At 75.9% G+C, this 18,384-nt stretch carries 13 protein-coding genes; 6 read left to right on the top strand and 7 right to left on the bottom strand.

Annotated elements, in window-relative coordinates; genetic code table 11:
* Positions 1 to 12: 12 nt before the first annotated feature.
* Positions 13 to 1,803, bottom strand: coding sequence for an NAD+ synthase (locus EDJALFJO_RS23695; RefSeq protein ID WP_088288777.1), 1,791 nt, complete (start codon positions 1,801 to 1,803; stop codon positions 13 to 15).
* Positions 1,804 to 1,954: 151 nt separating this feature from the next.
* Between EDJALFJO_RS23695 and EDJALFJO_RS23700 the strand changes: the two genes are divergently transcribed.
* Together EDJALFJO_RS23700 and EDJALFJO_RS23705 are read left to right on the top strand one after the other, a co-directional pair.
* The gene (locus EDJALFJO_RS23700; RefSeq protein ID WP_198950580.1) at positions 1,955 to 2,260 is read left to right on the top strand and encodes a helix-turn-helix transcriptional regulator; all 306 of its coding nucleotides are present in this window, start codon (positions 1,955 to 1,957) and stop codon (positions 2,258 to 2,260) included.
* Positions 2,261 to 2,264: 4 nt separating this feature from the next.
* On the top strand, positions 2,265 to 2,810 hold the full coding sequence (locus EDJALFJO_RS23705) for an SRPBCC family protein (RefSeq protein ID WP_088288778.1): 546 nt from the start codon (positions 2,265 to 2,267) through the stop codon (positions 2,808 to 2,810).
* 3 nt (positions 2,811 to 2,813) lie between these two features.
* Here EDJALFJO_RS23705 and EDJALFJO_RS23710 read toward each other — a convergent pair whose 3' ends face one another.
* From EDJALFJO_RS23710 to EDJALFJO_RS23730, 5 genes are all read right to left on the bottom strand, one after another.
* On the bottom strand, positions 2,814 to 3,761 hold the full coding sequence (locus EDJALFJO_RS23710; RefSeq protein WP_088288779.1) for an NADP-dependent oxidoreductase: 948 nt from the start codon (positions 3,759 to 3,761) through the stop codon (positions 2,814 to 2,816).
* A gap of 69 nt (positions 3,762 to 3,830) precedes the next feature.
* A complete protein-coding gene (locus tag EDJALFJO_RS23715; RefSeq protein WP_198950582.1) occupies positions 3,831 to 4,658 on the bottom strand; it encodes a thioesterase family protein in 828 nt (275 codons plus the stop codon).
* Complete coding sequence (locus EDJALFJO_RS23720; RefSeq protein WP_198950583.1) at positions 4,655 to 5,365, bottom strand: ABC transporter ATP-binding protein; 711 nt, start codon at positions 5,363 to 5,365, stop codon at positions 4,655 to 4,657. The genes EDJALFJO_RS23715 and EDJALFJO_RS23720 overlap by 4 nt, the downstream gene beginning before the upstream one ends.
* The gene (locus tag EDJALFJO_RS23725; protein ID WP_088288780.1) at positions 5,362 to 6,207 is read right to left on the bottom strand and encodes an ABC transporter ATP-binding protein; all 846 of its coding nucleotides are present in this window, start codon (positions 6,205 to 6,207) and stop codon (positions 5,362 to 5,364) included. The genes EDJALFJO_RS23720 and EDJALFJO_RS23725 overlap by 4 nt, the downstream gene beginning before the upstream one ends.
* A complete protein-coding gene (locus EDJALFJO_RS23730; protein ID WP_088288781.1) occupies positions 6,204 to 9,341 on the bottom strand; it encodes an FtsX-like permease family protein in 3,138 nt (1,045 codons plus the stop codon). Before EDJALFJO_RS23730 ends, EDJALFJO_RS23725 begins: the two co-directional genes overlap by 4 nt.
* A gap of 179 nt (positions 9,342 to 9,520) precedes the next feature.
* Between EDJALFJO_RS23730 and EDJALFJO_RS23735 the strand changes: the two genes are divergently transcribed.
* From EDJALFJO_RS23735 to EDJALFJO_RS23750, 4 genes are all read left to right on the top strand, one after another.
* Complete coding sequence (locus tag EDJALFJO_RS23735) at positions 9,521 to 10,858, top strand: glutamine synthetase family protein (RefSeq protein WP_088288835.1); 1,338 nt, start codon at positions 9,521 to 9,523, stop codon at positions 10,856 to 10,858.
* Between the two features lie 26 nt (positions 10,859 to 10,884).
* Positions 10,885 to 11,673: a type 1 glutamine amidotransferase gene (locus EDJALFJO_RS23740; protein ID WP_088288782.1), complete on the top strand. Its 789-nt coding sequence runs from the start codon at positions 10,885 to 10,887 to the stop codon at positions 11,671 to 11,673.
* Positions 11,674 to 11,739: 66 nt separating this feature from the next.
* On the top strand, positions 11,740 to 14,880 hold the full coding sequence (locus EDJALFJO_RS23745; protein WP_088288836.1) for a bifunctional [glutamine synthetase] adenylyltransferase/[glutamine synthetase]-adenylyl-L-tyrosine phosphorylase: 3,141 nt from the start codon (positions 11,740 to 11,742) through the stop codon (positions 14,878 to 14,880).
* Between the two features lie 60 nt (positions 14,881 to 14,940).
* Positions 14,941 to 15,519, top strand: a complete 579-nt coding sequence (locus EDJALFJO_RS23750; protein ID WP_158220544.1) for a DUF1349 domain-containing protein — start codon at positions 14,941 to 14,943, stop codon at positions 15,517 to 15,519.
* A gap of 146 nt (positions 15,520 to 15,665) precedes the next feature.
* On the opposite strand, the gene EDJALFJO_RS23755 is transcribed toward EDJALFJO_RS23750, so the two are convergent.
* Positions 15,666 to 18,068: a fibronectin type III domain-containing protein gene (locus EDJALFJO_RS23755; protein WP_088288784.1), complete on the bottom strand. Its 2,403-nt coding sequence runs from the start codon at positions 18,066 to 18,068 to the stop codon at positions 15,666 to 15,668.
* Positions 18,069 to 18,384: the final 316 nt, after the last annotated feature.

Genomic DNA, 18,384 nt, shown 5'->3' on the forward strand with positions numbered 1-18,384 from the left:
TCGATCCCTCTCTCAGGACTCGTCCTCGCGCCAGCGGCTCGTGATCGGCAGGCGCCGGTCCCGGCCGAAGGCGACGGGGGAGATCTTCGGGCCCGGTGCGGACTGGCGGCGCTTCCACTCCGCGCGGTCGACCATCGTGACGACGGAGTCGATCGTCGCGGCGTCGAAGCCGTCGGCGAGCAGCTCGGAGCGGCCGTGCGCGCCCTCGACGTAGCGCTCGAGCAGCTGGTCGAGCAGCTCGTACGGCGGCAGCGAGTCCTGGTCGGTCTGGCCGGGGCGCAGCTCCGCGGACGGAGCCTTGGTGATGCTCGCCTCCGGGATCGGCGGCGTCTGGCCGCGCCGGACGGCGTCCGCGTTGCGCCACCGGGACAGCGCCCACACGAGCGTCTTCGGGACGTCCTTGAGCGGGTTGAACCCGCCGACCGAGTCACCGTAGATCGTCGAGTAGCCGACCGACAGCTCCGACTTGTTGCCGGTCGTCAGGCAGAGGTGGCCCTCCTGGTTCGAGACCCCCATGAGGACGACGCCCCGTACCCGGGCCTGGAGGTTCTCCTCCGCGACCCCGGTGAGGTGCACGCTGTCGAGGAACGCCTGGACCATCGGCGCGATCGGCACGACCCGGTAGTCGAGCCCGGTGCGCTTGGCGAGGTCGGCGGCGTCGTCCTTGGAGTGCTCGCTGGAGTACTTGCTCGGCATCGAGATGCCGACGACGTTCGCCGGCCCGACGGCGTCCACGGCGATCGCCGCGACGAGCGCGGAGTCGATGCCGCCGGACAGCGCCACGACGCACGAGCGCATCCCGTTCTTGCGCACGTAGTCCCGCAGGCCGACGACGAGCGCCTCGTAGACCTCGGCCTCGCCGTCGAGCGGTTCGGCGACGCTCGCCGGCGCGAGGTACGCGGGGTCGGGGGAGTAGGGGGCGACCGGCTCGGCGGAGACGGTGACCCGCCGGACGCCGTCCACCGGGCGGGTCGCGTCGTCCGCGCTCGCGTGCGCCCGGTCGTGCGGCAGGTCGAGGTCGACGACGAGCAGCGCCTGCGAGAACTGCCGCGCCCGGGCCAGGACGTCGCCGCCGGCGCTCACGACGATCGAGTCGCCGTCGAAGACGAGGTCGTCCTGGCCGCCGACCATGTTCACGTACGCCAGGGCGCAGCCGGCCTCGGCGGCGCGCCGGGTCACGAGGTCGCGGCGGACGTCGTCCTTGTCCGTCTCGTACGGCGAGCCGTTGAGCACGAGCAGCAGCTCCGCGCCGGCAGCGCGGGTCTGCGCGACCGGGCCGCCCTCCTGCCAGAGGTCCTCGCAGATCGCGATCGCGACGTCGACGTCCCGGACCCGGACGACGGTGAGGTCGCGGCCCGGCACGAAGATGCGGAACTCGTCGAAGACGCCGTAGTTCGGCAGGTGGTGCTTGGCGTAGCGGGCGACGACCCGCCCGCCGACGAGCACCGCCGCCGCGTTCTGCGGCGACCCCTTGGGCACGCCGAGCCGGTCGACGTCCGCGACGTTGTCGCCGTCCGCGTCGGCCCGGTCGAGGTACCCGACGACGACCGGCAGGTCGCCGAGGCCGTCGGCCGCGAGGTCGCCGGCGAGGCGCTCGAGCGCCGCCCGGCTGGCGTCGACGAAGCTCGTGCGCAGCGCGAGGTCCTCGACGGGGTAGCCGGTGAGGACCATCTCGGGGAAGGCCACGAGGTGCGCGCCCGCGTCGCGGGCCTTCGCGGCCCACTCCCGGACGAGCACGGCGTTCCCGGCGAGGTCGCCGAGGGTGGGGTCGACCTGGGCCAGGGCGAGACGCAGCTGCGGCATGGCACCAGCCTAGGACCGGCCGCCCGGTCCTGCCGAGATGGTTTCCGACTGTGAGTCGGAGACTTCGGTCACGGTGCCCGGTCCGTGAGGTGCCGGCGATCGTCAGAAACATGCCTTGACAGGCATATGACGAGGGAGAGAGGCTGCCGGGGTGCCCGATGCCCTCGCCGTGCTCGCCGAGCCGCACCGCCGCCGCATCCTCGACGTCCTGCGCGCGGGGGAGCAGCCGGTCACGGTGCTCGTCGAGGCGCTCGCCCTGTCCCAGCCCGCGGTGAGCAAGCACCTGCGGGTGCTGCGGGAGGCGGGCCTGGTCGCCGTCCGGCCGGTGCACCGGCAGCGGTTGTACCGGGTGCGACCGGACCCGCTGCGCGAGATCGACGCGTGGCTCGCGCCGTACCGGGCCCTGTGGGCCGACCGCCTCGACGCCCTCGAGGCCCACCTCGACACGATGGAGTGACCCGATGACGCACGACGACCTGGCACAGCCCGACGAGACCCGGTTCGGCACCGTCGAGGAGGTGGACGGCGGCCGGCGGCTGCGCTTCGTCCGCCGGCTCGCGCACCCGCGGGAGAAGGTCTGGCGCGCGCTCACGCAGGACGAGCACCTCGCCGCGTGGTTCCCGCAGCGGATCGTCGGGGAGCGCGCCGCCGGGGCGGCGCTGTCCTTCGAGTTCCGCGGCGGCGAGGCGCAGCCGTTCGCCGGCCGGATGCGCGTCGTCGACCCGCCCGCGGTGCTCGAGTACACGTGGGGCACCGACGTCCTGCGGTTCGAGCTCGAGGACGACGGCGCCGGCTGCGTGCTCACGCTGCTCGACACCGTCGCCGAACGCGGCACGCAGGCCCGCACCGCCGCCGGCTGGCACGTCTGCCTCGACGCGCTCGAGGCCGCCCTGGCCGGCACCGCACCGCACGGCCCCGGCTGGGCCGACGTGCACACGCGCTACGTCGTCCGGCTCGGCCCGGAGGCCTCGACGATCGGCCCGCCGGCCGGGCTGCACCTCACGTGACGGTCAGGGCACGAGAGCGATCTTCCCCGCCGCGTGGCCCTCGCGCAGTGCCGCGTGCGCGGCGGCGGCCTCGGCGAGCGGGTACGTCGCGGCGACGGTGACGACGAGCCGGCCCGCGTTCACGAGGTCGACGAGCTCGAGACGCGCGGCGTCCCGGACGGCGGTGCCCGGGTCTGCGCCGGGGCCGCCGCCGAGCGCCTTGATCCCCGCCGAGCCGGCGCGGCCGAAGGCGGCGATCGTCGCGATCCGGCCCCGGTCCTTCGTCAGGGCGAGCGAGACGTCGACGGCCTCGTCGGTGCCGACGAGGTCCAGCGAGGCGTCCACGCCGTCCGGCGCGAGCGCGCGGACCCGTTCCTCGAGCCCGGCCCCGTAGGCGACCGGCTCGGCGCCGAGCGCCCGCAGCGCGTCGTGCCGGCCCGGGCTCGCCGTCGCGACGACGCGCGCCCCGCGGAGCGCGGCGAGCTGGACGGCCACGAGGCCGACGCCGCCGGCGGCGCCGTGGACGAGCACGGTGTCGCCCGCCCCGACCGCGGTCGCCGTGAGGGCGTGCACCGCCGTCGCACCGGTGAGCATGAGGCCGGCCGCGGCCGGCCAGTCGAGCGCGGCCGGCTTCGGCACGACCGACGCGGCCGGCACGACGAGGCGGTCGGCGTACGCGCCGGTCGTGCGGAACACGACGACCTCGTCACCGACCCCGACCGGCCCCGCCGGGCCCACGGCGTCCGCACCGACCGCGGTCACCACACCGGCGGCCTCGAAGCCCAGGCGCATCGGCAGGCTCGCGGGGTCCGAGCCCATGAAGCCGCTGTAGACCTTGTGGTCGATCGGGTTGACGCCCGCCGCCCGGACGTCGACCGCCACCTCGCCCGGGCCGGGCGGTCCGACCTCGACGTCGACGACGGACAGGACCTCGGGACCGCCGAAGGCGGTCGCGACCACGGCACGTGTCATGACCCTGCCAAGCAGCCGGCGACCCTGCTGATTCCCCGGGCCGTTGCCGTGCACCCGACGATGCGGTTCTCAGCGCCGGGACGGTGCGACGACGAGGGACTGCGCGCTCGACCCGACGACGCCGAGCTCGTCGTGGAGCGTCGAGCGGGCCAGCCCGGTGCCGGACGAGGCGTAGCGGGAGTGCGCGTCGAGGCAGACCCAGTCACCGGCGAGCGGCCGGGTCAGGTGCACGGTGAGGTCGACGTTGACGAACTGCCACAGGTCCCAGTCGAGCCCGGCCGAGACCCCGGAGGAGGAGTCCGCGACGAGGACGGCGCGCTGCAGCCCGGACGGCTCCTCGCCGCCGACGAGGGGGAGCCGGGCGCGCCCCCAGACCGTCGCGTCCCCCCGGCCGTGGGTGCCGCCGACGACCCGCCAGTCGATCGAGCGGCCGTAGGGGAAGTCCCAGCGGTCGCCGCCGACCGGCGGGCAGAGGTCCGGCTCGGGCAACGTCACCCCGGCCTCGGTCACGTCGTCCGGCAGCGCCACCGGCGGGTCGGCGACCGCGAGCAGCCAGGTCCGGGCGACGAGCACGTCCCGGCCGCCCGCCGACAGCGTCGCCTCGGCGAGCGCCACCCGGCGGCCGGGCCGGACGACCCGGGCCGTCACCTCGACCTGCCCGACCGGGACGGGGGCGAGGAAGTCCACCGCCGTCCGGACGGCGACGAGCCCGCTGCCGCCCGCCGCGGCCACCACCTGCTCGCAGGCCCGCACGAGCAGCGCCGACGGCGGGCCGCCGTGCATCGCGTCCGCCGACCAGGGGCCGGTGCAGTGCTCGTGGGCGTCGAACCGCTGCGTCGCAGGCGCTCCGCCGCCGGGGTCGAGGGGTGCGACGAGTGCGAAGTAGGAGGTGCTCACCGGGCGGCGGCCTTCCCGTCGACGAGGTCGAGACGTGCGTCGCACCACTGCGCGACCTCGGTGTCGTGGGTCGCGAGGACCACCACGACGCCGTCGTCCGCGAGCCGGCGCAGGGCCGCGAGGACGACGTCCCGCGCGGCGGTGTCGAGCTCGCTCGTCGGCTCGTCGGCGAGGAGCAGCCGCGGCCGGACGACGAGCGCCCGGGCCACCGCGACGCGTTGCTGCTGCCCGCCGGACAGCTCCTCCGCGAGCCGGTCGGCGGTCAGCTCGTCGGGGCCGAGGCCGGCGTCGGCGAGGGCGGCCGACGCGCGGTCCCGCACCGACGACCCGTCGCCCCGCCTCCCGCCCTCGAGCTGCAGCGCGAGCTCGACGTTCTCGTGCGCAGTGAGCACGGGCAGCAGCCCGTAGCCCTGGAGCACCATCGCGGCCCGGCGCCCGGGGCGGTGGTCGTCGAGGGCGACCGGGGCGCCGTCCCAGGCGACGGTGCCGGCGTCCGGGACGACGAGCCCGCCGAGCACCCCGAGCAGGGTGCTCTTGCCCGACCCGGACGGGCCGGTCACGGCGAGCACGCTGCCGGCCGGGACGTCGAGGTCCACGTCGTCGAGGACGGCGCGCCCGCGGTACCGGACCGTCACGCCGCGGGCCACGAGCCCGGTCGGCGGACCGCCCGGGGCCGTTCCCGCCGGAGCCGTGCCCGCCGCGCTCACGGCTGCCTCCGCACCAGGCGCAGGTCGTCGCCGTCCCGGCGGACCTCGACGAGGGTGCCGGCGGGCCAGGCGTCGCGCTCGCTGTGCGGCAGGTGCAGCGCGCCGTCGGCACCGACGACGACGAAGCGCTCGTCGCCCCGGCCCTCCTCGCCGACCCGGCCCGCCCGCATGACGACCTGCCGGCCGAGCCGGGCGCCGACCTCGCGGTCGTGGGTGACGGCGACGACGGTCGTCCCGAACCGCTCGTTGACCCGCTGCAGCGTCGCGATGACGGCGTCCCGGCCCGCGGCGTCGAGCTGGCTCGTCGGCTCGTCGGCGAGGAGCAGGCCCGGGCCGCCCGCGACCGCGGCGGCGATGGCGACCCGCTGCAGCTCGCCGCCGGACAGGGCGGCCAGCGGTTCGTCGGCGAGGTGGTCGAGGTCGAGCCCGGCGAGCAGCTCGTCGGCCGCCTCGGCGCGGTGCCGGCGGCCCGTCCCGCGCTGGGCGAAGGCGACGTTCTGCGCCGGGCTCGCGTACGGCAGGAGGTTGCGGCCGGCGCCCTGCAGGAGCGTCGCGACCCGGCCGCGGCGCAGCCGCAGCAGCTCGCGCTCGGACATCCGGCCGATCTCCGCGTCCCCGATCCGGACCGTGCCGGCCGAGGGCCGCACGAGCCCGGACAGCGCCGCGAGGAGGGTCGACTTGCCCGAACCCGACGGCCCGAAGAGGGTCACGGTCTCGCCGGCAGCGATGGTCAGGTCGACCCCGCGCAGCGCGACGACCTCGGTGTCGAAGAGCCGGTAGATGTGGACCAGGCCCTCGACCCGGACCGGCAGACCCGCGCCGGCGGGGGCGTGGGCGCTCATGCCTGCACCTGCCGGAGCAGCCCGGTGTCGGCCGCGGCGACGACGCGCCGGGCGCCGAGCTCGCTGAACGCCGCGGCGACGAGGGCCGCCGCACCGGTCACCGCGAGCAGGAGCGGCCAGCGGACGCCGTACGCCCGGACCGCCTCCGACCCGCCGGTGACCGCCGGCAGGGCGTCGAGCACGAGCCAGGTCGCGGCGGCGCCGGTGACGCCCCCGACGAGGACGCCCAGCAGGACGAGCACGAGCTGCTCGACCCGCCCGGCCGCGACGAGCGAGGAGCGCCGGGCCCCGAGCAGGCGGGCCGCCGCGAGCTCGTAGGCGCGCCGGCGGCCGCCGAGGTACGTCGAGGCGAGGAGCGCGCCGCCGCCGGCGAGCAGCGCCGCGACCGCGGCGACGAGGTAGAGCACGAGAGCCAGCGAGGTGCCGTCCCCGTCGAGCACGGCCTGGCGCTCCGCGAGGCTGTCGACGCCGCGGACCGACAGGCCGGCGGCCCCGAGCCGGCGGACGGCGTCCGGTGGTGCGGCCGGCGACAGCCACACCTGGGCGTCCGCCTCGGACCAGCGCCGCTCGGCGGCGGAGTCGACGGCGTTGCGCAGGTCGACGAGCGCGCCCGCGCGGCCGACGACGGGCAGCGGGCCGCGCCTGCCGGTCGCCGTGACGACGAGCTGGGTCGAGTCGAGTCCCGCGACGCGGACGGTCGGGGCGTCGGACCCGCTGTCGTACGGCGAGTACGACGCCCGGTCCCCGAGGACGGCAGGCGGGTCTGCGGGGTGGTCGGCGGGCTCGGCGGCCGGACCCGTCCCGTCCGTGACGGTGAGGACCAGCCCGGCGGCGCTCGTCGCCACGTCCTGCGGGCGGACCCGGGACGGGTCGAGGGTCAGCGACGCCGTCCGGGCGAGGCGCCACCCGCCCGGGGCCGACAGGCCGGCGTCGACCGGGCCGCCGGCGTCCGACATCCGGGTCACCGTCACGGTGCCGGACGGCTGCACGTCGCCGAACGGGTCGACGTCGAGGGTGAGGCGGAGCAGCCGGCAGCCGTCTGCGCACGAGGGCAGGCGGACCGTGTAGTCGCGGGTGCCCCGGGCCAGCGCGCCGAAGGTGACGACCCGGTCGGTGCCGTCGGGGGCGATGAGCCGGGCGCCGAGGGACGTCTTCGACGAGCGCGCGGGCAGCGCGTCGTCAACGGTCACCGTGAGCGTGTCGCGCGCCGTGACGGGTGCGGCGTCGACCGGCGGCCGCAGGACGCGCGCGAGCCCGGCCGGGGTGGTCCCGACCCACGCCGGGTCCCACGCCGAGACGGCGGCGAACCGCGGCGAGTCCACGGCGAGGGTCCCGTCGACGCTGACGGCGGCCATCGCCCACGTCCCCTCGGGGTCGACGGTGCCGACGACCTCGGCGAGCGCCCACGGGGGCAGCGCCGCGACGTGGACGACCTGCGCTGCCGGCACCTGGGTGCGGGCGAGGTCGAAGCGGGCCTCCTGGGCGATCCGCCACTCCTGGACGCCGAAGACGGCCAGTGCGACGGCCACCGCGAGGAGCACGCTGACCCGGCTGCCGGCCGGTCGCCGCGCCAGGTTGCGGGCAGCGAGGAAGAGCGCCGCGCCGGGGCGGCCGCGGGTGCTCGCGACCGCGAGCCGGGCCACGAACGGCAGCACCCGGACGGCGACGAGCCCGCCGGCGAGGGCGAGCAGCGCCGGCGTCGCGAGGGCCACCGCGCCGGAGACGCCGGTCCGCAGCAGGTAGACGCCCTCCGCGGCGAGCACGAGCGCGACGGCGTCCACGGCGACACCGCGCAGCCGGGCCGCCCGGCCGCCGGCCGTGCGCCGGAGCTGGTCCAGGACCGGCGCGGTGAGCAGCCTGGCCGTCGCAAGGGCGGCCGCGACGAGGCCGCCGACGACGGCGGCGGCGAGCGCGAGCCACACGGTGCGGTCCAGGGTCACCGACGTCCCGGGCTGCAGCACGCCCTCGACGAGCCGGCTGACGACGAGGTAGGACAGTGCCAGCCCGACCGGGGCGGCCGCGAGCAGCAGGACGCAGGCCTCGGCGAGCGCGAGGACCGCCGTCCGGCGCAGGGACAGGCCGCGCAGCTTCGCGAGGGCGACCTCGGCGCTGCGCTCCTCGGTCGTCGTCGCGACGACGAGGAAGAGGACGAACCAGGCGAGCGCGACGAGCTGCAGCGTGATCGCCAGCGCGGCGCCGCGCAGGTCCCGCCGCTGGGGCGCGACCTCGGCGAGCAGGTCGGTGATCTGGTTCGTCAGGGTCATCGGGGGCAGGTCCTCGGCGGCGACGCCGCGGACGGCGCCGGCCGGCCGGCCCCCGACCGCACGCAGGTCCCGGTCGACCGCGGCGACGTCGGCGACGACGGGGCCGGTGGTCGAGAGCAGGATCGTGTCCCGCCGCAGCGGCCGGTAGGCCCCGGCGGCACCGCCCAGCGTCCTGTCGTCGATGTCGTCGCGCGCGACGAGCACGGCGTCGACCTTGAGGACGTCGTCCGGCTGGCGCGGCTCGGTCCACTGGATCGGGGAGCGGGCGCCCCACACGGCCTCCGCCGCGGCGACGTCCGCGTAGACCCCCGCGACGCGCAGCGGCCGGGCGGCGAGCGAGAGCCGGACCTGGCTGCCGACCGCCAGCCGGAAGGTCTGCGCCGTCCGCCGCGAGACGAGGACCTGGCCCGGGCCGGGCGAGCACGTGCCGCTGTCCATCTGCAGCCCCTCGCACGCCCGCTCGAGCCACACCGGCTGGGCCAGCCCCGCGACGGAGCCCCCGTCGAGCACGAGGGACGTGCTGTCGAGCTCGACGAACGCGCTGGGCGGCCCGAACCACCGGTCCAGCCGGTGGTCCGCGGCGACGGCCCGTGCGGCGTCCGCGACGACCGGCGGCCCGACCTGGCCGGTCGTCGGGTCGCTGCTCATGTCGCCGGTGAGCCGGCCGGGCCCGCCGAGCTGGGCCTCGACCGTGAGCCCGACCTGGACCGCCGGCGCCTGGGCGACCCGCTGCCGAAGGAGGGACTCCTCGGCGCTGCGCGCGTAGAGCGGCCCGAGGGTGCCCGCGGCGGTCGCGACGACCGACGCGGCGAGGACGGCGAGCGAGGTCGCCCGGCGCCAGCGCACCGCGCGCCAGAGCAGGGCCAGCACCGGGCCAGGCTAGCGCCCGGCGGCCCGCCGGTGACCGTGCCCGGGCGACGGGGCCGCCTCCCGCCGTGGCGAGGTCCAGGCCGTAGCCTGTTACCGCGGCGACACGCGGCCCTGTGAGGCTGGGCGGATCCGTACAACCGGTTCGGGCGGGAGCCCCCGATCGATGAGCGAGTGTGACCGTGGACAGGCAGCAGGAGTTCGTCCTCCGCACGATCGAGGAGCGTGACATCCGGTTCGTCCGGCTGTGGTTCACCGACGTCCTCGGCTCGCTCAAGTCGGTGGCCGTGGCCCCTGCCGAGCTCGAGGGGGCGTTCTCCGAGGGCATCGGCTTCGACGGCTCCGCGATCGAGGGCCTGGCCCGGGTCTACGAGGCCGACATGCTCGTCCGGCCGGACCCGGCGACGTTCGCCGTCCTGCCCTGGCGCGGGGACCACCACGGCACCGCGCGGATGTTCTGCGACGTCCTCACCCCGGACGGCGAGCCGTCGATGTCGGACCCGCGCAACGTCCTGCGCCGCGCGCTGCACAAGGCCGCCGGCCACGGGCTGACGTTCTACACGCACCCCGAGATCGAGTTCTACCTGCTCAAGGACGAGTGGGCGCCGGGCCGCGACCCCGAGCCCGTCGACCGCGCCGGGTACTTCGACCACGTCCCGCGGGGCACGACGCACGACTTCCGGCGGGCCGCGATCGGTGTCCTGGAGTCGATGGGCATCTCGGTGGAGTTCAGCCACCACGAGGGCGGCCCCGGCCAGAACGAGATCGACCTGCGCTACGCCGACGCGCTCAGCACGGCCGACAACATCATGACCTTCCGCAGCGTCATCAAGGAGGTCGCGCTCGAGCAGGGCATCTACGCGACGTTCATGCCCAAGCCGTTCGCGGACCACCCCGGCTCCGGCATGCACACCCACCTGTCGCTCTTCGAGGGCGACCGCAACGCCTTCCACGAGGCGGGCGCGGAGTTCCAGCTGAGCAAGGTGGCGCGGCAGTTCATCGCCGGCCTGCTCGCGCACGCCGCCGAGATCACCGCGGTGACGAACCAGTGGGTCAACTCGTACAAGCGGCTGTGGGGCGGCGGAGAGGCCCCGAGCTACGTCTGCTGGGGCCACAACAACCGGTCGGCGCTCATCCGGGTGCCGATGTACAAGCCGGGCAAGGGCAACTCGACGCGCATCGAGTACCGCGCGATCGACTCCGCCGCGAACCCCTACCTCGCGTTCGCGATCATGCTCGCGGCCGGGCTCAAGGGCATCGAGGACGGGCTCGACCTGCCGGACGGCGCCGAGGACGACGTCTGGTCGCTCACCGACGCCGAGCGCCGGGCCCTCGGGATCAAGCCGCTGCCGACGAGCCTGGACAACGCGATCCAGATCATGGAGGAGTCCGAGCTCGTCGCCGAGACCCTCGGCGAGGGCGTCTTCGACTACTTCCTGCGCAACAAGCGCGCCGAGTGGGCGGAGTACCGGCACCAGATCACCGCGTTCGAGCTCAACCGCTACCTCCCGATGCTCTGACCGTCGCGACCGATGACGAGTGACCGATGACGACGCTGTCCACCCCGACGCCCCCGTCGGACGCCGCCACCGCTGCCCGCGTGCTCGTCGTCGTCCACGAGGACGACTCCGGCCTCGGACGGCTCGACCCGTACCTGCGTGAGCGACTCGGCCCGGCGTGCGTCGACGACCGGCACCCCGGCTCGGGCGACGACCTGCCGGCCGACCTCTCCGGGCACGACGCGATCGTCGTGCTCGGCGGGGTGATGGCCGCCTGGGAGGACGACGTCGCCCCCTGGCTGCCCGGCACCCGGGCGCTGCTCGCCGAGGCGGTCGACCGCGGCGTCCCCACGCTCGGCATCTGCCTGGGCTTCCAGCTGCTGGCGATGGCCACCGGCGGGCGGGCCGAGCGCGGCACGCACGGGCTGGAGATCGGCTACGTCGAGGTCGACCTGCTGCCCGCGGCGGCGGACGACGCCCTGCTCGGCGCGGTCCACGCCGAGGCCGGGCCGCGGATCGGCGTCGCGCACTGGCACCAGGACACCGTGACCGAGCTGCCGCCGGGCGCCGTCCCGCTCGCGACCGGGCAGCGGTACGCCCGGCAGGCGTTCCGGCTGGGGGAGCGGGCCTGGGGCGTCCAGTACCACCCCGAGGTCACCGCCGCGGACTACGAGAGCTGGCTCGTCGGCGGCCACGGCACCGTCGTCGGCGCCGGGCTGCACCCCGACGACCTGCGGCCGGCGCTCGCCGCCGGCGAGGAGTCGCTCGCGCGCGTCGCCCGCACCCACGCGGTCGCGTTCGCGGACGTCGTCGCCGCGTACGTCGCCCGCCGCTGACCGTCGCCCGGCGCCGCCGTCGGCACCGGTCCGACGGCACAGGGCGGACGGGCTACGGTGGCGGACGTGAGCACGTCCAGGCCCCGGCGCGGCAGCCTCGGGGGCCAGCTGGCCCGCCTGGGGTTCGTCGACGTCCCGAAGGCCGAGCGGCTCCTCGAGGACCCGGCGCTCGCCGGGATCGTCGACCCGTTCGAGGACCTCTTCGAGGACGGCGCGCTCTCCGCGCTCGGCGAGGCGCCGGACCCGGACCTCGCGCTGCTCTCGCTCGTGCGGATCCTCGAGCAGCTCATCGGCCTGCAGCCCGACGACCCGTTCGCCGCGTTCGACCTCGACGGCGCGGACGAGCGCCCCGCCGCACCGTCGACCGGCGAGATCGCCCTGCTCGGTGCCCACCCCGCGCGGCTGCGCGCCGTCCTGCGCTCCGGGGGGCCGGCCCGGGACCGGCTCGTCGCCGTCCTCGGCGCGTCGGCGGCGCTCGGCGACCACCTCGCCCGCCACCCGGAGCACTGGACGGTGCTCGTCGAGGACGACGAGGAGAGCCGCACCGCGCCCGCGATGCGCGCCGAGCTCCTGCTGGCGGTCGGCGCCGACCCGGACGCCGCGGAGCCGGTGGCGGACCTGCCGCCGGAGGAGGCGACCGACGCGCTGCGGGTCGCCTACCGCCGCCGGCTGCTCGCCGTCGCCGGGCTCGACCTCACCGCGCCCGACCCGGTCGTCGCGATGCCCGCGGTCGGCCGCGAGCTCGCCGACCTCGCCGCGGCCGCGCTGGAGACCGCGCTCGCGATCGCCCGCAGCGAGCTGCCGCCGGACGCCGCCCCGTGCCGGATCGCGGTGATCGGGATGGGCAAGTGCGGCGGCCGCGAGCTCAACTACGTGAGCGACGTCGACGTCGTCTACGTCGTCGAGCCCCCCGAGGAGCTCGCCGGCGACCCGGACGCCGAGACCGCCGCGCTCGCCACCGGAACCCGGCTCGCCGCGGGCCTGGCCCGGGCCTGCTCCGCCGCCACGGCCGAGGGCACGCTCTGGCCGGTCGACGCCAACCTGCGCCCGGAGGGCAAGGCCGGGCCGCTCGTGCGGACCCTCGAGAGCCACCGCTCCTACTACCAGCGGTGGGCGGCGACCTGGGAGTTCCAGGCGCTGCTCAAGGCCCGCCCGGTCGCCGGTGACCTCGCGCTCGGCGAGGCCTACCTCGACGCGCTCGAGCCGATGGTGTGGCAGGCCTCGCAGCGGGAGAACTTCGTCGAGGACGTCCAGGCGATGCGCCGCCGCGTCGAGCAGCACGTGCCCGCCAAGGAGGCGGCCCGCCAGATCAAGCTCGGCCCGGGCGGCCTGCGGGACGTGGAGTTCAGCGTCCAGCTGCTCCAGCTCGTCCACGGCCGGGTCGAGCCACGGCTGCGCACGGGCAACACGACCCAGGGCCTGGAGCTGCTCTCGACGTACGGCTACGTCGGCCGTGACGACGCCGCCGAGATGGACCGGGCCTACCGCTTCCTGCGCACCCTCGAGCACCGGGTGCAGCTGTTCCGGCTGCGCCGCACCCACGTCGTCCCGGACGCCGAGGCGGACCTGCGCCGGATGGGCCGGTCCTTCGGGTTCCGCCGGACGCCGGCCGTCGAGCTCGAGGAGACCTGGCAGGCCCGGGCCCGCGAGGTCCGGCGGCTGCACGAGAAGCTCTTCTACCGGCCGCTGCTCGCCGCCGCCGCCCGGCTCACGACCGACGAGGTCCGGCTCACGCCCGAGGCCGCGACGGCCCGGCTGCGGGCGCTCGGCTACCGCGACCCCGGCGGCGCGATGCGGCACATCGAGGCGCTCACGTCGGGCGTCAGCCGGCGGGCCGCGATCCAGCGCCAGCTGCTGCCGGTCATGCTCGGCTGGTTCGCCGGGGGAGCGGACCCGGACGCCGGGCTGCTGTCGTTCCGCCGGGTCAGCGACGAGCTCGGGACGACGCACTGGTACCTCAAGATGCTCCGCGACTCCGGGGCCGCGGCGGAGCGGATGGCGCACGTCCTCGCGTCGAGCCGGCTCGTCTCAGAGCTGCTCGAGCTCGGCCCGGAGGCGGTCGCGATGCTCGGCGACGAGGCCGAGCTGAGGCCGCGGCCGCGGTCGGCGATGATCGACGCCGTCCGGCGGGCCGCCGACCGGCACGACCGCGACCCGGAAGGCGCCGTCATCGCCGCACGCGCCGTCCGGCGGCGGGAGATCGTCCGGACGGCGATCGCGGACCTCGTCGGGCTCGCCGACCTCGCAGCGGTCGGGCGGGGGCTGTCGGACGCCGCGGTGGCGGCCGTCGACGGCACGCTGCGGGCGGCGTCCGCGGCCGTCGCGCAGCGCACCGGCGGCACGCTGCCGACCCGGCTGCTCGTCGTTGGCATGGGCCGGCTCGGCGGCAGCGAGGCCGGCTACGGCAGCGACGCGGACGTCATGTTCGCCCACGAGCCGCTGCCCGGTGCCGACGAGAAGCAGGCCCAGGACGCCGCGATGGCCGTCGTCTCCGAGCTGCGCCGGATGCTCCGGATGCCCGGCCCGGAGCCGGCGCTCGACGTCGACGCGGACCTGCGGCCCGAGGGCCGCAACGGCCCGCTGGTGCGCACCCTGGACTCGTTCGCGGAGTACTACGGGCGCTGGTCGTCGACGTGGGAGGCGCAGGCGCTCACCCGGGCCGTGCCGATCGCCGGTGACGAGGACCTCGCGCTGCGGTTCGTCGCGCTCGTCGACCCGCTGCGCTGGCCCGAGGGCGGGCTGCCCGAGGCGGCCGTCAAGGAGATCCGCCGGATCAAGGCCCGCGTGGAGTCCGAGCGGCTGCCGCGCGGCGCGGACCCGCACCGGCACCTCAAGCTCGGCCGCGGCGGGCTCTCGGACGTCGAGTGGACCGTCCAGCTGCTCCAGCTCCAGCACGGCCACGCCGTCCCGGGCCTGCGCACGACCTCGACGACGGGGGCGCTCGCCGCGGCCGCGGAGGCCGGTCTGCTCGACCAGGAGGACGCCCGGGCGCTGCTGCTCGCGTGGACGCTCGCCTCCCGGGTCCGCAACGCGACCGTGCTGTGGCGCGGCCGGCCGTCGGACGCGCTGCCGAAGACGGTCCGCGAGATGGACGGCGTCGCCCGGATCGTCGGATACCCGCCTGGGTCCGCCGGGCAGCTCGACGAGGACTACCTGCGGGTGACCCGCCGGGCGCGCTCGGTGGTGGAGCGGGTCTTCTACGGCTGAGCGCGGCGTCCCGGCGGCCCCGGGGTGCAGCGGGGCCACCGCGTCGGCCAGGATGGCCCGGTGCAGCTGACCCCCGCCCGCGGCGTCTTCGGCGACGAGCCCGTCTGGTTCCACGAGCCCGCGCGCTGGCGCCGCTCCGGCCCGGACATCGTGCTCACCGCAGACCCGGGCAGCGACTTCTGGCGCCACACCCACTACGGCTACGTCCACGACAACGGGCACTTCCTCGGCGCCCGGATGCTCGGCGAGTTCGTCGCGAGCACGACGGTCGAGGGGCAGTACCGGGCCGGCGGCGACCAGGCCGGCCTCATGGTCCGGATGGACGCCGAGCGCTGGATCAGCGTGGCGGTCGAGCGCGTCGACGGCGGGCACAGGATCGTCGCCGTCGTGACCCACGGCGTCTCGGACCGCAGCGTCGTCCCGGTCGGCCGGGTGGACGGGCCGGTCGGGCTGCGGGTCGTGCGCTCGGGCGACGGTCTCTCGGTCGAGTTCTCCCTCGACGCCGGGGCGACCTGGGTGCCGCACCGGCTCTGCTACCTGCCCCCGGACCTGCCCGCGTTCGTCGGCCCGATGGCCGCCTCGCCCGCCGGGGACGGCTTCGAGGTCGTCTTCCGCGACATCGTCATCACCAAGCCCTGACGCGTCCGCCCGCGCCGGGTCCCGGAACAGCAGCGGGCCCGGACGACGCGGGGAACGTCGTCCGGGCCCGAAACCAGGTCAGGGGGCTGACCCGGGGGACGACGGCCCGCCTGGGGCGGGCGGGCCGTCGCGCACGGTGCTGTGCGTCAGGTCGCGAACGGACCCGCGCCACCACCGAAGGAGCTGAAGGCGTACCACGGACCGTTGACGGTCGGGGTCTGCCCGTTCCGCAGGCGCAGCTCCCACGTCGCGCCGCCGGGGGCTGCCGTGATGACGGCATTCCCGATGAACACGTAGTTCGTGACGCCTGCGGTGGTGTTCTTCCGGTAGATCCGCACGGTCGCGGCACCGTTGGTGACGCTGCCGTTGAGGCGGAGCTCGGAGCCTGCCCGGTAGCGGCCCGTGGCGATCGAGACCGTGTCGGTCTGGATCGACACCTGGACGACGTCGACCGCGGTCTGGCCGCCCTTCGTGGCCGTGACCTTGTAGAAGAGCGGAGCGTTCCGCGCCTCCCAGACCGCCGCGTTCGTGCCCGCGGCGTTCGTCGCGGTGGACGTCGGCAGCCCGAGGACCGGGACCGTCACCGTCGGCGCCGCGACGTCCGTCGCGGACAGCAGGCTGGTCGCGATCACGGCCGAGTTGGGGTCGGCCGTGGTGATCCGCTGCCAGGTGTACGCCACCCCGCTGATCGGCGAGCTGCCGTTGAGCGTGACCGCCGCACCGCCGCGGACGGCGGTCTTGTCCGCGCCGGCGCTCACGGTGACCTGTTCGCCGACCGTCGCGGTCGCGGGCCCGGAGGCCGGCCCGGCGCCGACGGCGTTCCGGGCGGTCACGGTGACCGTGTACTCACCGGCGTCGAGGCCGGTGATCTGGGTTGTCAGCGTTCCCGTGCCGGGGGACACCTGCTTCGAGCCGTTCTCGGGCCCTGCCCAGGTCACGTCGTACCGGGTGACCGGCGCGTCCTGCGGGTCGGCCACGGCCGTGAACTCGACGTCGATCGTGCCGAGCCCACCGACGGCGCCGGTGAGGGTCGGCGCGTCCGGGGTCGACGCGTCGAGGAACGTCACGAGCTGGTCGACCTGTGCCGAGGGGTTCCCGGCGGCGTCGAACGCGACGACGCTGATCCTCGTGCTCGCCGAGATGTCGAACGGCGCCGTGTACAGCGTCGTCGGGACGCTGCCGGTGAGGACGTCCCCGTCGGTGAGGTCCGGGAAGCCCGGCTCGCCCGGCGCGGTGAGGGCGTAGTAGATCTCGCCGCCCTCGGTGGAGGCCAGCGTCACCGGGGTCGCGCCGAGGTAGGGGCCGGCCGGCAGCGTGAGCGACGCGGTCGGAGGCGTCTCGTCCGGCGGCGTGATGCTCAGCTGCGCCGCCGGGTTCGTCTCGTTCCCCGCGGCGTTCACCGAGGTGACCTCGTACGTGTAAGCGTTCGGGTCGCCGTCCACGGTGAGCGTCGTGCCGGTCGCGGTCGCGTTGTTGACCCGCTTGCCGAACTCGGCCTGCTTGAGGTTCGCGTCCTGTGCGCCGACGGCGCGGACCCGGTACCCGGTGATGGCCGGGGTGCCCGGGACCGGAACGGCCGGCACCCAGGTGACCTCGACGTTGTGGCCGCCGCCGGACGTCGCCTCGACGACCGTGATGCTCGTCGGCGCCGGCGGGCCGGACTGCAGCGGGCCGTTCGGGCAGCCGCCGAAGCCGGGGCCGCCGAGCTCGCCGAACTCGGCGATCGTCAGACCCTGACGGTTCGCGTCGAGGTCCTCGACCTCCCACGCCATGGCGCGCGCGCCGCCGCCGGCGGCGATCGCCGCGGTCTCGGCGTTGAGGAACTCGTAGGTCGCGACGAAGTCGACCGGGCCGGTCGTCGCGTTCTGGTCGCTGAAGATCAGGCTCGAGGAGTACTGGCCCCGGGCGTCGAGGGTGAGCGGGCCCGGGGTGGCCCGGACGTCACGGCGCGCGATCTCGGTACCGGTGAGTGCCGGCTCGACGATCCGCTGCTCGAGCTGCGCGAGGTTGACGCCGGCGCCGATGTGGCCGCGGAGCCGCAGGACCGTCGGGTCGAGCGCGTCGATCTCGATCGCCGGACCACCGAACGCGCCGATGTTGGCCGCGATGGTCGTGGTGTCGCCGAGGAGCTCGTTGCCGACGTACACCGAGACCTTGTCGCCGGCCTGGATGTCCGGCGTCACGTTCGGGGCCCCGGTGCCGGTGCCCCAGCAGTACCCGCCGGGGTGGTTGATCTCGATGGACGGGCTGCCGCCGGTGAGGACGCCCTCGGCGGAGCCGGTCACCTGGCCGTCCCGCGTGACGACGACGCGTGCGGTCTCGCCGACGTGGGTGTCGAAGCCGTCGACGGAGATGAAGTCGCGGTCGGGGAAGACGACGATGTTGTCCGGGAAGGTCGGCACGGCCGCCGAGGCCGAGGAGGCCAGGCTCAGCGTGCCGACAGCGCCCGCGGAGACCGCGAGGACGACCGCGAGCCCCATCCGGGTCGGCTTGTCGAGAGATCGGAGCCGGCGCGCAAGGGCGCGCGGCAGCGCAGCGGTGCGATTCATGTGATGCCCCAATACCTTCGCAGTCCCCAAGGGACCGGCTGCCCCGCCGGTCACTACCGAGGCTGCACCGCGAAAGGGTTCATGGCTAAGGGAGTCTTAAAATTCCCCCTAGTTTGGGGGGTGGCCACCCCCTGCATGAGGGGGGCCGTACGGACGAGGCACTCCGTCGTTCGGTGGATCTCCGGTCGGTTTCCGTAATCGCGGCGCGACGGGCCTGCGCCCAGCATGGCACGTCCCGGCGTGGTGCACGCGCGGCTCGTACAGTCGTGGCAGCGGCGCGGGCGTGCGCCGCCCGAGGCGGGAGGTGGCCGTGAGC

The sequence above is a fragment of the Kineosporia sp. A_224 genome (assembly GCF_002198655.1).
Classification (GTDB): domain Bacteria; phylum Actinomycetota; class Actinomycetes; order Actinomycetales; family Kineosporiaceae; genus R-H-3.